Consider the following 14,429-nt stretch of genomic DNA (forward strand, 5'->3'; position numbering starts at 1 on the left):
TCGAGCATGTCCGCAGACCCCCTGTCCGACGCCCTCGCCGTCGCCGACGCCCGCAGCGTGTTCTCCGGTGGCTTCACCGCCGGCGGCTCCTGGGCGATCCGGCTGCGCGGCCGCGACAGGCTCAAGGTGAACGCCGTGGTGCGGGGCGGCTGTCTGCTGGTCCGCGAGGGCGGCGGGGAGCCGTTGAAGCTGTCCGAGGGTGACGTGGTGGTCTCCGACGGGCGGCAGCCGTACGTCCTGTGCAGCGCGCTCGGCGTCGAGCCGCTGGACTCCGACGAGGTCACCGTGGACCCCGTCACCTGCACGGCCCGGCTCGGTGACGGCACGGACGAGGACGTCGTCTGCGTCTCCGGGCACATCGACCTGAGCCGGGACAGCGGCGAACTGCTGCGCCGGGCGCTGCCGGAGCTGATCCACGTACGGTCCCACGCGGCCGAGGCGCCGGTGCTGGGCTGGTTGATCGGGCAGCTGGCCGAGGAGATGACGGCGCGCCGGGCCGGCGTCGAGTTCGCCTCGGACCAGCTGGCCCAGCTGATGTTCGTGCAGGTGCTGCGGGTCTGCCTCGCCGAGTCGGAGGGGTTGCCGCCGGGCTGGCTGCGCGCCCTCGCCGACGAACGGCTCGCGCCGGCCCTGCGTCTGATGCACGGCGACCCGGGCCACCCCTGGCAGCTGGAGGAGCTCGCCAGGGCAGCCGCGATGTCCCGGACGACCTTCGCCGTACGGTTCAAGGAGGCGTCCGGCGTGCCACCGCTGACGTATCTGCTGAACTGGCGCATGAGCCTGGCCGCCCGTGCCCTCAGACAGGACGCGACCCCCGTCGCGGCCCTCGCGCGCTCGGTCGGCTACACCTCAGAGAGCGCCTTCAGCAACGCCTTCAAACGCACGGTCGGCGTGGCGCCCCGGCGCTACCGGGAGGCGGCTAGGAGCTGATCCGCTCCTCCAGGCGCACGGTGACCGTGTCGCCCTCCGCCTTGCCGATGGCCTTGCGGATGTCGGCCTTCACCGGCAGCTTGTGCGTGCCGTCCCCGAGGGCCATGAACGAGCTGCGGAAAGGGTGTCCGTCGATGGTGCCGCGGACCTTGACGAGCCCGCGGGTGCCGAAGAACTCCGCGCTCTTCGGCCAGACGAGGTAGGTCCAGCCGCCCTCGTTCGGGCTCTTGCGCAGGACGGCCGTGAACTCCTCGTCCAGCTTGGCGGTCGTGGTCATGGTGGTTCCTCCGCTCGCGGTGGTCAGGTACTGAAGAGACCACCGCGAGCGCGGAAACTCATCGCGGAACTCAGGCCCCGGCGGGCACCCGGTCCAGAAAACCGAGCACGGACCGGATACGGCCCTCCGCGTCGAGCGTGATCACGTCGAAGCCGGCCACGGGAGCCGAACCGTCGGCCTCGCTGACCAGCTCCCAGGAGAAGCGCGCCGTGTCGTGGTGGCCGTCGACGGCACCGCTCGCCCTGAAGGCGAACCCCGGGAACTGTGCGTGCGCCGCCGCGATCACGGCCGCGATCTGTTCGTGCCCGCTGACGTCGGCGAGGGGGTCGGTGTAGCTGCCGTTCGTCGTCCAGGCGGCGGCCACCGCCTTCGCCAGCTCCTCCGGCTCACCCGCGTTCCAGGCCTCGAAGTAACGGGCGACGGCGTTCTCGTATCGGTCGGTGTTCACGGGCATGGGAAATCAGCCTCCGTCGAGGTGGTGTCTGCTGGTCAGGACGCGGAATCACGCTTTCGGCGACCCGGTAGGGCAACCATGCCCGCAGTGCCCGATGCCGTCGATTACCCCTCGGGTAATGACCGAACTCGCAGGGTTCCGGCCAACTATGCCTGTGAATATGCCAGGAGACTGGCCGGAAAGTCGTGGTGACAGTGATTCAGTAGTGAACATACTCAACAGTTGAGGGACTTCACGGCGAGCGAAGACGCCGTCACGCACAGCACACGAGCCGCATCGAAAGCGAGGACAGCCGGCAGGCGAACGAGCAGCGGGGGAGCGAAACGTGCACGACGAGTTCTTATGCCACGTCACGGCCTACGGCACCTGTGGAGGCGAGCGGATCGGAGTGCCTTTAGGCACCTATCGAGCCCCTACCCTCGCCCTCGCGCTGTGGTGGATGCGTGACCGTGCGAACTGGATGGCCGACCGCCTCGATCCGCAGCCGGAGGCGGAGCACTTCCCGCCGAGCTCGCTCGTCCCCGTCGCCGACACCGTGCCGGACGTGCCGGCCGTGCTGCGGGCGTGGTGCAGCGATGTCGCCCAACAGGAGCTGGCCGCCGACGAGTTGGCCGCCGGACACCTGGTGCGGATCGCCATGAGGGACGAGACCACCGAGTACGAGCTGATGGCGGAGTCCATCGACGCCCTGCGCATGCAGCGGACCCTCCCGGGACTCGTCCTCCCCGTCGGCTGATCGTCGGTGGAGTCGGCCGCGCCGGGCGCATATGGGGGCGAATCGGTAGAATTCTCGGCATGGCAGAGCGGCCGGTCGCGCCGACCGCGCCCGAACTCGTCGTGGAGACGGAGGCGGGCTCCACGGTGATGAGTCCGGGACGCGACTACCTCGTCGGACGTGACCCGTTGAGCGACATCGTCATCGACGACTCACGGGTCTCGTGGCACCACGCGGTGCTGCGCCATCACGCCGACCACTGGACCCTCGAGGATGCGAACAGCACCAACGGCACCTTCGCCGACGGCCGCCGCGTCCAGGAGTGGGGCGTGGGTCCCGGGAGCGTCATCCGCTTCGGCAACCCGGCGGACGGCCCGTGCGCGGTACTCGTCGACCGGTCGCCCCCGGCTCCGGAGCGCCCGTCCGCCGTCGCGGCGGTCTCGATGCCCGGCCTGACCGGCACCTTCCGGCAGCCCACCAACGTACGGCCACTGCCCGCGCGCACCGTGCGCATCGGCCGCGGCGCCGACAACGACCTCGTGATCGACGATCTGGGCGTCTCCCGCCGGCACGCCGAGCTGCGCGCCCTGCCCGACGGCACGTACGAGATCGCCGACCTCGGCAGCCACAACGGCACGTTCCTCAACGGCTCTCCCGTCACCGTCGCCCCGATCGGCCCCGGTGACATCGTCGGCATCGGGCACTCCGCGTTCTGCCTCGTCGGCGACCAGCTGCAGGAGTACGTCGACACCGGCGAGGTCTCGCTCGACGTGCAGGACCTCACGGTGGCCGTCGACCGCGGCCGCAAGACCCTGCTCGACCACGTGTCGTTCCCGGTGGGGGAGAAGTGCCTGCTCGCGGTCGTCGGGCCGAGCGGCGCCGGCAAGTCCACCCTGCTCAACGCGCTCACCGGCCAGCGTCCCGCCGACCACGGCACCGTGCTGTACGACGGTCGTGACCTCTACCGCGACTACGCCGAGCTGCGTCAGCGCATCGGCCTCGTCCCGCAGGACGACATCCTGCACGCCCAGCTGACCGTCCGCAGCGCCCTGTCGTACGCGGCCGAACTGCGCTTCCCGCAGGACACCGCGAAGGCCGAGCGCCGGGCCCGGGTCGACGAGGTCATCCGCGAACTGGGCCTGGAACAGCGCGCCGACCAGCACGTGCACAGCCTGTCCGGCGGGCAGCGCAAGCGGGTCAGCGTGGCCCTGGAGCTGCTGACCAAGCCGTCGCTGCTCTTCCTGGACGAGCCGACCTCGGGCCTGGACCCCGGTATGGACCGCTCGGTGATGCACATGCTGCGCGGCCTCGCCGACGACGGCCGGACCGTCATCGTGGTCACCCACAGCGTGCTGAGCCTCGACGTGTGCGACCGGCTCCTGGTGCTCGCACCCGGCGGCAGGATCGCCTACTACGGCCCGCCCGACGACGCCCTCGCGTTCTTCGGTTTCGAGCAGTGGCCGGAGGCCTTCGAGTCCTTCGAACGGGACCACGACCGCGACTGGGCGGGCGACTTCCGCTACTCGCCCTTCCATCGGCACTACGTCACCGAAGCGACGGCACAGCCCCCCGTGCCCCGCTCGGACCCGGTCGTGATCACCCCGCCGCCCCGGCCGCGCAGCCGGGGCGCCCAACTCGGCACGCTGGTGCGCCGCTACACCGCGGCGCTCGCAGCCGACCGCACCTTCCTCGCCATCATGATCGCCCTGCCGTTCGTGATGGGCGCCATGGCCCGCGCTCTGGCCGGCAGCAAGCTGACGCAGGAGACGGCCATGAACGCGCTGCTCATCCTCTGCGTCGGCGGAGTCCTCACCGGTGCGGCGAATGCCGTGCGCGAGCTCGTCAAGGAGCGCACCATCTACCAGCGCGAGCGGGCGGTCGGCCTGTCCAGATCGGCGTACCTGATGTCGAAGGTCGTCGTGCTGGGCACGATCACCGTGCTGCAGGCCGTGGTCCTGACTCTCGTCGCCCTCCTCGGCGTCGACCTCAACGCGCCCGGCGGCGAAGGCGTGTTGATGCCGCCCCTTGTCGAGATCACCGTCGCCGTCGCCCTGTTGGCGTTCACGGCGATGATGCTCGGCCTGCTGGTGTCCGCGCTGGTGCGCAAGGAGGAGGTGACGATGCCGCTGCTGGTGCTGCTCGCCATTGTCCAAGTCGTGTTCTGCGGCGCCCTGCTGAAACTCCACGGCGTGCCCGGCCTCGAGCAGCTGTCCTGGCTGGTGCCCGCCCGATGGGCGCTCGGCGCGATGGCGGGCACGGTCGGGCTGGCGCGGATCGTGCCCGGTGAGCTGACCGGCGATCCCCTGTTCAAGCACTCGGCCGGGGTGTGGCTGCTGAACATCGCCATGCTGCTGGTGCTCTCGGCCGTCTTCGGGTTCCTGGTGTCCCGGCTGCTGCGCCGGCACGAACCCGCCGTGATGCGGAAGTAGGGGCCGCGATGACGACCCCCGGCTTCCGGCCCACGCACGTCGTCCCCCAGCGCGGCATGCCCGCCTGGGAGGCCCCCGACCCCGGCCGTCCCACCGTGCCCCTCGACCCGCTCCTGCCGGTCCAGCTCGTCGAGCGGCGCGGCGACTGGGGGCACGTCCTGTGCGCCAACGGCTGGTCCGCCTGGGTCGACGGCCGCTTCCTGGTCGCCGTACCCCAGGACCCGCCCGCCACCGGCGGCCCCCAGGCCCGCACCGCCGACCCGCGCCCCTTGCTCGCCGGCGCCGAACAAGCCCTGGCCCGCTACCGGGCCGCGGTCGAGGAACTGGCCCGCGGCGGCCTCGACGGCGAGTCCTTCCGCGGCCGTACGCAGGGACTGCGGATCGGGATCGTCGTCGACGGCGAGTCCGTGTGGCTGTACGACACCGAGCAGGGGCGGTGGGTGTACGGCGATGGGGCGCGCCTGAGCACGTACGCCACGGACGAGGATCCCCGCGCCGCAGGGGCGGACCACGGCCACGCCCCCACCCAGGTGGTGACACCCGATGGCCCGTGACGCGAGCCTCTTCTCGGGCCGGCCCTCCGAACTGGTCGGCAGGCAGGTCGCGAGCTACCGCATCGAGCGCGAGATCGGCCGCGGCGGCATGGCCGTCGTCTACCGCGCCCGCGATCTGCGCCTGGACCGCACCGTCGCCCTCAAACTGCTCGCCCCGGAACTCGCCCGCAACGACACCTTCCGCCTCCGCTTCACCCACGAGTCCCGGGCGGCCGCCGCGATCGACCACCCGCACATCGTGCCGGTCTTCGAGGCGGGCGAGACGGACGGCGTCCTGTACATCGCCATGCGTTATGTCGAGGGCAGCGACCTGCGTCATCTCCTCGACCGGCGGGGCCCGTTGGCGCCCGCCGTCGCCCTGCGCATCGCCGCGCAGGTCGCCTCCGCGCTCGACGCGGCCCACGAGCACGGGCTGGTCCACCGGGACGTGAAACCCGGCAACATCCTGGTCGCCCGCGGCACCGACAGCGACCATCCCGAGCACGCCTACCTCACCGACTTCGGCCTGACGAAGAAGTCGCTGTCCCTGACCGGCTTCACCACGGTCGGCCAGTTCGTCGGCACCCTCGACTACGTGGCTCCGGAGCAGATCTCCGGCCGGCCCGTCGACGGACGCTGCGACGTCTACGGCTTCGCCTGTGTCGTCTACGAGTGTCTGGCGGGCCGTCCGCCCTTCCGGCGCGACGACGACATGGCCCTGCTGTGGGCCCACCAGTACGCCGAACCGCCCCCACTGAGCGAGTCCCGCCCCGACCTCGGCGCTCGGGTCGACGCCGTGTTCGCCCAGGCGCTCGCCAAGAGCCCGGACGACCGGCACGACTCGTGTCTCGCGTTCGTGGCCGCCCTACGCACGGCTGTCACCGGCACGCCGGTGTCCGACCATCCGCCCACGGAGGTGGACCTGCGGGTGGCTGCCGCCGGAGAGGAGCGGCTGGAGCCGCCGCCCCGGTGGGCCCAGCCGGTCTTCCGGAGCCGGAGTTGAGGGTTTTGTTGGACGGGCAGTAGCCAATCCGCCGGCCGGTGGGGGCTTGTCGCGTCCACGCGGCGGACCGTTCAGACCTCCTGGCCCAGCCCTCCGAGCGGCACCCGCCGTGCCACCACCTTGCGGCGGCAGATGCGCCAGCCTGTCTCGGTGCGTCGCACCACGTCCTCGTACGTGACCGATCCGCACGAGCCGTCCGCCATGATTCCCAGCCCCTTGGAGCGGGCGCGGAGATTGCCGTCGGTGGTCTCCTCGATCACCACGTTGGTCACGTGATGTGCCAGGGGGTTCTTCGCGCCCAGGGCCAGCGCGGCTTCCTTGAGGGCGGTGAGCCCGGTGAGCTCGCCCTGGCCGAAGTCCGACACGTCGTAGACGACGTCCGCGGTGAACACCTCGTCCGTGCGGTCCAGTTCCCCGCCGTCGACCAGATGGCCGTGCAGTGCGATCAACTCGGTGACGGCCAGACGGTCTTCGAGAGCCAACGCCATGTCGTGCCCTTCTCTTGGCTGATCGCACACTCCCACGGACCGCCTCACCGCTCCTACCCCTTTTCCGTTTCCGTCTCGCCACGCCGCCGCACCGGCCTGGCCAGCAGTGCGCCGAGGAAGCCGGTCACCAGCCCCCACACCAGGGCGAACCCCAGGGCGGTCCACACCTTGGGCTTCAGGAACAGTTCCCCGGACAGATCCCCGCCCAGGTCTCCGATGCCGAGCACCGACAGCCCGTAGTGCGCGGAGATCCGGCCCACCAGGCAGATCATGAGCACCGTCAGCGCGAGCGCGACCGCCATGTGCAGGGCGTGCTGCCAGGGCCGCATCCGGGCGGGGGAGCGGGCCGCCATGACGAACGCGGCGGCCAGCAGCAGTACCGCGTCGACCGCCACGAGCCACCACACCCGGCCGTCGTAGTCGGAGAGGGTGCTCAGGTTGAGCGTGGAGACGTCCTTGGTGCGCAGCACCTCGTCGAGCACGTGCGGCATGGGCAGCCCGAAGGGCCCTTGCACCCGGCCGGTCCAGGTGGCACCGAGACCGAGCGTGAGCGCGAGCCAGGCCAGGTTCGGCATGCCCAGCAGGATCACGGCGAGCGTCTCGACCCGGTGACCGCGGGTCGCCGCGACGATCAGGCCGACGACGATGCCCAGGGCGACGAACGCGAGCAGCAGGACGACCATGGCGTACGCGGCCGGCCGTACCGACTCCTGGAAGCGCAGCAGCCGCCCCGGCAGCGGCGCCCCGCGCGACACGAGCAGCGCCAGCACCAGCACGCCCGCCAGCCACAGCACACCGAAGACCAGGGTCAGCGGCACGTCCGTCGTGAAGCCCACCTTCGGCGACACCCCGAACAGGTCGCCGAGGTCGCCGGCGGCCCCGTCGCCGAGGGAGAGCGTGAAGGTCTGGCGGGCGCCGAGGGCCAGGCCGATGAGCGCGAGCAGCCACAGGACGGCGACCCGGGCGGCCCAACCGGCCAGTTCCGGGGCGCCGGCGACCGCCCGGTGCCGGAGCGGACGCAGGAAACCCGCGGCGAGGACGAGGGCCCCGGCCAGCGTGACGGACAGCGGGATCACGGTGAGTCCGGCCGCTGACTCGGCCAGCGCGCCGGCGTTCCCCGAGAGCTCGATCGTGCCGCCGACGGCCGTGACGACGGTCGCCGCGACGACCCGGGGGAACGCGCCGTCCGGGAGATCCCCGGCCCCGGCCGCCCACAACCCCAGGGCCGCGACCACCCCCATGACGATCAGCGGGGCCAGCACCGCTGCCAGGGCCTGTACCCAGCCGTGGCGGGCGCCGGCCGGGGCGGAGGGGGATCGCGGGGTCACTCTCGCCACGCTAAGCAGCACCCGCGTGCCCCGCCCGCCGGGAGGGCCGTCCGCGTCCGCTTGCGGGCAGCGCGGGACCGGGGCACACAATAGGTTCGCGATGTCAGAAAGCGGCGTAAATCGGGGCAGGCCGCAAGGAAACCGCGTCGGGAAGAAGAGCTCGTGAGCGTCGAACCGCCGTCCTCCGGCCGCCCCACAGGACCTCCCTCGGGCCCGCTCTCGGGCCCCTCCCAACCTCCCTCGGGCCCGCCCTCGCAGCCACCGGACAGCGGCGGCGGCACGCCGTCGCCCGAACCCCGCCGCCCCTGGTGGAAGTCCGCGCCCCGGGTCGCGGTGCTCACCACGGTGGTGGTCGCCGCCGTGGTCCTGGGCCTCGTGTTCAGCCGGTCCGACGGCAGCGGCTCGGGCAAGGGCGGGGAGGTCTTCCTGCAGGCCGCGGGCAAGACCGGCCCCGACCCGTTCACGGAGTCCACGGCCAAGGACAGCTCGGCCCCGCCGGTCTCCGCCTCCCCGGCCACCGAGTCGGCACCGTCGAACGCGGTACGGGGCGTCGACGGAGGGGCGCCCGGACTGTACGGCGGCAGCCGCAACGTCTCCAGCTGCGACGTCGAGAAGCAGGTCAAGGCGCTCCAGGCGACCCCCGCGAAGAACAAGGCGTTCGCCTCGGTCGCCGGCGTCGGCCCGTCCCAGGTCCCGGCCTACCTGCGCGCGCTCACCCCCGTGCAACTGCGCATGGACACCCGTGTCACCAACCACGGCTACCGCAACGGCGCCGCCACCAGCTACCAGGCCGTCCTGCAGGCGGGCACAGCCGTCCTCGTCGACGGCCACGGCGTGCCCCGCGTGCGCTGCGCCTGCGGCAACCCGCTGACGCCGCCCGTCGCCCTGCAGACCACGCCGAAGCCGACCGGCGGCACCTGGCCGTCGTACCGCTCCTCGAACGTCGTCGTGGTCACCCCCGCACCGCAGATCATCAACATCTTCGTCATCTACGACCCCGACCGCCACGAATGGATCGCGCGGCAGAGGGGCGACACGGGCCACCACGACCACAAGACCGAGCCGCCGGTGAAGCCCTCGCCGTCGGTGAGCGTGTCCACGCCGACGGGACCCTCGTCCCCGTGCGTGTCCTCGCCCGACGCGAGCAAGGGCACACCCACCCCTTCCACGAGCCTCTGCCCGCCGACGTCGACCGCCCCGTCCTCGTCGTCGCCGTCCTCCTCCTCGCCGAGCTCCGAACCGCCCTCCAGCGAGCCTGAAACGAGTCAGCCGGAGTCGGCCTCGTCCTCGGCTCCCGGGGCGCCGCTCGCCTCCGGCACGACAACCACGGAGACCACCTCGACCTAGGCCGCTGCCCCGTACAGTGCTGAGGAGTCGACCACCACATCACCGGCGGAGTGAGTCGAAGCGGACACATCGGCCGACAAGGGGGACTGCGGCGCGCGGCTCGGGGTAGCAGCACTGATGCAGCAGCGTCCGGCCAGGCCGGCTTCCGAGAGAGAAATGCATGATCGAGCACGTGGGCGGGGCAGTGATACCGACTGGTTTCGACGTGCCCGTGGAACCGCTACGGCGGGCGGCGCACTACACCGGCGAACCGGGATGCATCGCCGAGGCACGCTCCTTCGCCGCGCACTTCGTGGACCAGCTCAGGACCGAGTGGTGCGCCAAGATCGACGACCGCGCCGAGGACGGTGTGCTGCTGGTGGTGAGCGAACTCGTCACCAACGCGGACCGGCACAGCAACGGACCGTACATCCTGGAACTCGAGGGCACCTACGGCTCGGTGACGGTGTGCGTCTACGACAGCAGCGCTGCCCTGCCGCGCCGCTTCCCGAGGGACCCCGAGCGGGTCGGCCGACACGGTCTGGAGATCGTCCACGCACTGGCTACGCGCGTCACCGTCGAGCGGGTGCCGGTCGGCAAGCGGGTGTGCGCCGTGGTGGTCCTGAACGGCGAATGACCGCCGAAGTCGCCTCAGCCTGCGACTTCGGCGGTCACGGACGCGTAGGTCAGTCCCTGTCGCTCACGTCCTCAAGCTTCCTCACGCGCAGCCGAGTTCGCCCAGCATGCCTTCGCGCAGTCGCGCGATGATCCGCTTGATCAGCCGGGACACATGCATCTGCGAGCAGCCCAGCCGTTCGCCGATCTCCGCCTGCGTGGCCTCCTCCACGAACCGCATATGGATGATCTGCCGGTCGCGCTCGCCGAGTTCCGCCATGAGCGGAGCGAGCGACTGGAAGTCCTCGACGAGCCGCAGCCCGTCCTCCTCCACGCCGATGAAGTCCGCGAGCACCGCCTCGCCGCTCTCCTGCCCGTCGCCGGTGAGGGCGGCGTCCAGGGACGAGGAGTTGTAGCCGTTGGAGGCGATCTGTGCCTCGACGACCTCGTTCTCGGGGATGTTCATCAAGGTGGCGAGCTCGGGAACCGTCGGCTCCCGGTCCAGCCGGCTGGCCAGTTCCTCGCGCGCCTTGGCCAGCTCGACACGCAGCTCCTGCAGCCGGCGCGGTACGTGCACCGCCCAGGTGGTGTCACGGAAGAAGCGCTTGATCTCGCCGACGATGTACGGCAGCGCGAACGAGGTGAACTCGACCTCGCGGGACACCTCGAACCGGTCGATCGCCTTGATCAGGCCGATCATCCCGGTCTGGACTAGGTCCTCCATGTCGTCGCCGCGCCCCCGGAAGCGCCCGGCGGCGAACCGCACAAGCGAGATGTTCATCTCGATGAGCGTGTTGCGCGCGTACTGGAATTCGTGCGTGCCCTCCTCGAGTTCCGAGAGGCGCTGGAAGAACTGACGGGACAGCTCCCGTGCGTCACGAGGGGCCACGGAGCGCGGCTCCTCGATCCCCGGCAGTGGTCCATCACCCGTGCTGGTCCCGGCGGTCCTCTCGACGACCTTTGCCTCCGACCGTTCCACGGCGGTGTCCATTTCTCCCTCTCCCACGAAGTCAGGGTTCGACATCTGTCTACGTCCGGTCTTCTGGATGCGGGTACCCGCCCTGAGCCGGTGCATGCCCGTCGCAGGCGAGGCGGCGCAAATTGCCGCACCCGCGTGATTCACCCAGGGCAGAACGCCGATCTCTTCCCATCGGGGCGAGGGAATCTAGTCTGAACAGGTGAGCAGCCAAGCGCCGAACGAAGCCCGAGTCATTGAGCTGCGCCGCCCGCAGGGCGTGCGCCCCGTCGCGTCTCCTCCCGCGCGCCAGGCACCCACGGCCCCCGCGCCCCCTCCGCCCAAGGAACCCCTGTGGCGTGATCTGGTCGGCGACGTGCTGCGGCGCGAGCGGCTGGCCCAGGAGCGCACCCTCAAGGACGTGGCCGACGAGGCCCGGATCTCGATGCCGTACCTCTCCGAGGTGGAGCGCGGCCGCAAGGAGGCCTCCTCGGAGGTCCTCGCGGCCGCCGCCCAGGCCCTGGGACTCGGGCTCGGCGACCTGCTGTCGCTGGCGCAGGGCGAGCTCACCCGGATCAGCAGCCGGCGGCCCCAGAGCAGCCGCCGGACGTCCAGCTCGCCGTACAACGGACTGTGCCTGGTCGCCTGACCGTGTCGTCCGCCGCCGGACCGGCGCCTCAGACCCCTACGAGGCGTCGGCTCAGCACCTCGTCGGCCAGGCCGTACGTCACCGCCTCCTCGGCGGTGAACACCTTGTCGCGGTCCATGTCCGCGCGCAGCGTCGCGATGTCGTGGTGGGTGTGGCGCGACAGCACCTCCTCGACCTGCGAGCGGATCCGGACCATCTCCTTGGCCTGGAGGGCCAGGTCGGAGAGCGCGCCCTGCCGGCCGCCGCTGGCCGGCTGCCCGAGCAGCACACGCGCGTGCTCCAGCACGAACCGTCGCCCGGGATCCCCGCCCGCCAGCAGTACGGCCGCGGTGGAGGAGGCCTGGCCTACGCAGAACGTCGAGATCGGCGCCTGCACGAACGTCATCGTGTCGTAGATCGCCATGAGTGAAGTGAACGAGCCGCCGGGCGAGTTGATGTAGATCGCGATCTCGTTGTCCGGGGCCGACGACTCCAGATGGAGGAGTTGCGCGATGACGACGTTGGCCACGCCGTCGTCGATCTCGGTGCCGAGGAAGATGATCCGCTCGGACAGCAGCCGGCTGAACACATCGGAGGAACGCTCGCCGTGCGCGGTGCGCTCGACGACGTACGGAATCGTGTAGTTCCCCATGTCACAGCCCCATCCGTCGCTTCGAGCCGGCCGGGCGTACGTCCGCGAGGGACTCCACGACCCGGTCCACGATGCCGTACTCCCTTGCCTCCTCGGCCGTGAACCAGCGGTCGCGGTCGCCGTCCCGGGAGATGGTCTCCGGCGTCTGGCCGGTGTGTTCGGCGATGAGCCGTTCCATGGTCCGCTTGGAGTGCTCCAGGTTCTCCGCCTGGATCTCGATGTCGGCGGTGGTGCCGCCGATGCCCGCCGACCCCTGGTGCATCATGATCCGGGCGTTCGGCAGGGCGTACCGCTTGCCGGGCGCTCCGCCGCAGAGCAGGAACTGGCCCATGCTGGCCGCGAAGCCCATGGCGAGCGTCGAGACGTCGTTGGGGATGAGCCGCATGGTGTCGTAGATCGCGAGGCCGGCGTGCACCGAGCCGCCCGGGCTGGTGATGTACAGGCTGATGTCGGTGCGCGGGTCCTCCGCGGACAGGATCAGCAGCTGGGAACAGACCCGGTTCGCGGAGACCTCGTCGACCTGGGTGCCGAGGAACACGATGCGCTGGCCGAGGAGTTGGGCCGCGAGATGGTCGTCGAACCGGCTGGGTGCGGTGTCGCCCTCCTCCGCGCGGGGCCAGAGCGGGGTGAGTGGAGTCATGGTTTCTCCTGTCGCTGTCGAGCGGTGATGCCTCGACTCCACTCTTGGCCCAGGTCCGCCCGCCGATGCGGTTTCTCTGCCCGCGGCAGATTCGCCAGCGGCAGAGCCCGCCCTCAGCCTTTCTCGCGCAGCTGCCGGAAGAACTCCCGTACGTCGTCGACCAGCAGGTCCGGCTCCTCCATCGCCGCGAAGTGGCCGCCCCGGTCGAGCTCCGTCCAGCGCACGATGTTCTCCGTCCGCTCCGCCTTGTGGCGGAGCGGGATCTGCGGGTCACCGGGGAAGGACGCGACCGCGGTCGGGGCGGTCGAGGGTTCGTGCGGGGCGGCGATGCGGTCGCCCTTGGCGTGGGCGCGTTCGTAGTAGACGCGGGCGGACGAACCCGCCGTGCCCGTCAGCCAGTACAGCATCACGTTCGTGAGCATCTGGTCCCGGTCGACGGCCTCCTCGGGCAGTTCCTCGGAGTCCGTCCACTCCTGGAACTTCTCGACGATCCAGGCGAGTTGGCCGACCGGCGAGTCCGTGAGGGCGTACGACAGGGTCTGCGGCCGGGTGGACTGCACATGGAAGTAGCCCGTCCCGTTCCGGGACCACGTGGACCACCGGTGCCACGAGGTGAGGGTGCGCTCCCGCTCCTCGGGGCTCAGCGCTGCCAGCTCCTCGGGAGTCGGCTCGGTGGTCGCCTGCCCGCCGGGCAGCAGGTTGAGGTGGATGCCGATGACTCGGTCGCAGTGGACGCGGCCCAGCTCACGGGAGATCCCCGCGCCCCAGTCGCCGCCCTGGGCGCCGAACCGGTCGTAGCCCAGGCGCGCCATCAGCTCGAAGACGTCATGACCGCGATGCTAGTTCCGAACGGTGTAGCGGCCACCTGGATTAATCCGCCGCCCGACCGATGAGTTCCGCGGCGAGGATCGGTCGACACAGGTGACCGCATTCCACGCCCCAGGAGGTACGCATGACCACCGATGGATTCACCACGTGTCTCTGGTTCGACGGCCAGGCGGAGGAGGCCGCCCACTTCTACGTCTCGGTCTTCAAGAACTCCAGCGTCGGAAGGGTGTCCCACTACACCGAGGGCGCCATGCAACCGGCCGGCACGGTGCTGACCGTCGAGTTCACCGCCAACGGCCACAGGTTCGTCGCGCTGAACGGCGGCCCCCAGTTCAAGTTCACCGAGGCGATCTCCTTCCAGCTCTTCTGCGCGAACCAGGAGGAGATCGACTACTACTGGACCAAGCTCACCGAGGGCGGCGGCGAGCCCGGTCCCTGCGGCTGGCTGAAGGATCGCTACGGCGTGTCCTGGCAGGTCATTCCGGAGCGCCTCGACGAGATGATCAGCGACCCGGACACGGCGAAGTCGTCCCGCGCGATGCAGGCGATGCTGAAGATGCACAAGCTCGACATCGCCGCCCTGGAGAAGGCCTACGCGGGCGAGTGACCGTTTTCGACCCACCCTCCG

At 70.8% G+C, this 14,429-nt stretch carries 16 protein-coding genes and 1 pseudogene; 9 read left to right on the top strand and 8 right to left on the bottom strand.

Going from position 1 to position 14,429, the window contains the following annotated elements; translation table 11 throughout:
- Window positions 1–6 precede the first annotated feature (6 nt).
- Window positions 7–930 carry an AraC family transcriptional regulator gene (locus tag OG303_RS46135; RefSeq protein WP_405876022.1) on the top strand — a complete coding sequence of 308 codons (924 nt, stop codon included), beginning with the start codon at window positions 7–9 and terminating at the stop codon, window positions 928–930.
- Here OG303_RS46135 and OG303_RS46140 read toward each other — a convergent pair.
- Window positions 920–1,207 (bottom strand): DUF1905 domain-containing protein, encoded by a 288-nt coding sequence (locus OG303_RS46140; protein ID WP_405876023.1) that lies wholly within the window; start codon window positions 1,205–1,207, stop codon window positions 920–922. The genes OG303_RS46135 and OG303_RS46140 overlap by 11 nt on opposite strands.
- Before the next feature lie 70 nt (window positions 1,208–1,277).
- Window positions 1,278–1,661 (bottom strand): nuclear transport factor 2 family protein, encoded by a 384-nt coding sequence (locus OG303_RS46145; protein ID WP_405876024.1) that lies wholly within the window; start codon window positions 1,659–1,661, stop codon window positions 1,278–1,280.
- A gap of 325 nt (window positions 1,662–1,986) precedes the next feature.
- Between OG303_RS46145 and OG303_RS46150 the strand changes: the two genes are divergently transcribed.
- From OG303_RS46150 to OG303_RS46165, 4 genes are read left to right on the top strand one after another with little or no spacing between them, the layout of a single operon-like run.
- Window positions 1,987–2,397, top strand: a complete 411-nt coding sequence (locus OG303_RS46150) for a hypothetical protein (RefSeq protein WP_405876025.1) — start codon at window positions 1,987–1,989, stop codon at window positions 2,395–2,397.
- Window positions 2,398–2,456: 59 nt separating this feature from the next.
- Entirely contained in the window at window positions 2,457–4,805 is a 2,349-nt protein-coding gene (locus OG303_RS46155; protein ID WP_405876026.1) for an FHA domain-containing protein, read from the top strand.
- Between the two features lie 8 nt (window positions 4,806–4,813).
- Window positions 4,814–5,359, top strand: coding sequence for a hypothetical protein (locus tag OG303_RS46160; protein ID WP_405876027.1), 546 nt, complete (start codon window positions 4,814–4,816; stop codon window positions 5,357–5,359).
- The gene (locus OG303_RS46165) at window positions 5,349–6,341 is read left to right on the top strand and encodes a serine/threonine-protein kinase (RefSeq protein WP_405876028.1); all 993 of its coding nucleotides are present in this window, start codon (window positions 5,349–5,351) and stop codon (window positions 6,339–6,341) included. Before OG303_RS46160 ends, OG303_RS46165 begins: the two co-directional genes overlap by 11 nt.
- 71 nt (window positions 6,342–6,412) lie before the next feature.
- Here OG303_RS46165 and OG303_RS46170 read toward each other — a convergent pair whose 3' ends face one another.
- Together OG303_RS46170 and OG303_RS46175 are read right to left on the bottom strand one after the other, a co-directional pair.
- The gene (locus tag OG303_RS46170) at window positions 6,413–6,829 is read right to left on the bottom strand and encodes a nuclear transport factor 2 family protein (RefSeq protein ID WP_405876029.1); all 417 of its coding nucleotides are present in this window, start codon (window positions 6,827–6,829) and stop codon (window positions 6,413–6,415) included.
- A 53-nt stretch (window positions 6,830–6,882) separates the two neighbouring features.
- A complete protein-coding gene (locus OG303_RS46175; protein ID WP_405876030.1) occupies window positions 6,883–8,157 on the bottom strand; it encodes a streptophobe family protein in 1,275 nt (424 codons plus the stop codon).
- Window positions 8,158–8,319: 162 nt separating this feature from the next.
- On the opposite strand from OG303_RS46175, the gene OG303_RS46180 reads away from it, so the two are divergent.
- Together OG303_RS46180 and OG303_RS46185 are read left to right on the top strand one after the other, a co-directional pair.
- Window positions 8,320–9,504 carry a DUF6777 domain-containing protein gene (locus OG303_RS46180; protein ID WP_405876031.1) on the top strand — a complete coding sequence of 395 codons (1,185 nt, stop codon included), beginning with the start codon at window positions 8,320–8,322 and terminating at the stop codon, window positions 9,502–9,504.
- Window positions 9,505–9,664: 160 nt separating this feature from the next.
- Window positions 9,665–10,120: an ATP-binding protein gene (locus tag OG303_RS46185; RefSeq protein ID WP_405876032.1), complete on the top strand. Its 456-nt coding sequence runs from the start codon at window positions 9,665–9,667 to the stop codon at window positions 10,118–10,120.
- Window positions 10,121–10,201: 81 nt separating this feature from the next.
- Here OG303_RS46185 and OG303_RS46190 read toward each other — a convergent pair whose 3' ends face one another.
- Window positions 10,202–11,089: an RNA polymerase sigma factor SigF gene (locus tag OG303_RS46190; RefSeq protein ID WP_405877802.1), complete on the bottom strand. Its 888-nt coding sequence runs from the start codon at window positions 11,087–11,089 to the stop codon at window positions 10,202–10,204.
- Window positions 11,090–11,276: 187 nt separating this feature from the next.
- On the opposite strand from OG303_RS46190, the gene OG303_RS46195 reads away from it, so the two are divergent.
- Entirely contained in the window at window positions 11,277–11,702 is a 426-nt protein-coding gene (locus tag OG303_RS46195; RefSeq protein WP_405876033.1) for a helix-turn-helix domain-containing protein, read from the top strand.
- Between the two features lie 28 nt (window positions 11,703–11,730).
- Here OG303_RS46195 and OG303_RS46200 read toward each other — a convergent pair whose 3' ends face one another.
- The 3 genes and pseudogenes from OG303_RS46200 to OG303_RS46210 form a co-directional block, all read right to left on the bottom strand.
- Window positions 11,731–12,333, bottom strand: coding sequence for a ClpP family protease (locus tag OG303_RS46200; protein WP_405876034.1), 603 nt, complete (start codon window positions 12,331–12,333; stop codon window positions 11,731–11,733).
- Window position 12,334: 1 nt separating this feature from the next.
- The gene (locus tag OG303_RS46205) at window positions 12,335–12,973 is read right to left on the bottom strand and encodes an ATP-dependent Clp protease proteolytic subunit (RefSeq protein ID WP_405876035.1); all 639 of its coding nucleotides are present in this window, start codon (window positions 12,971–12,973) and stop codon (window positions 12,335–12,337) included.
- A 113-nt stretch (window positions 12,974–13,086) separates the two neighbouring features.
- Window positions 13,087–13,791 (bottom strand): annotated as a pseudogene (locus OG303_RS46210) (alpha/beta fold hydrolase); the annotation flags it as partial.
- Between the two features lie 134 nt (window positions 13,792–13,925).
- On the opposite strand from OG303_RS46210, the gene OG303_RS46215 reads away from it, so the two are divergent.
- Entirely contained in the window at window positions 13,926–14,408 is a 483-nt protein-coding gene (locus OG303_RS46215; RefSeq protein ID WP_405876036.1) for a VOC family protein, read from the top strand.
- Window positions 14,409–14,429: the final 21 nt, after the last annotated feature.

It is taken from the genome of Streptomyces sp. NBC_00005 (assembly GCF_045160215.1).
Classification (GTDB): domain Bacteria; phylum Actinomycetota; class Actinomycetes; order Streptomycetales; family Streptomycetaceae; genus Streptomyces.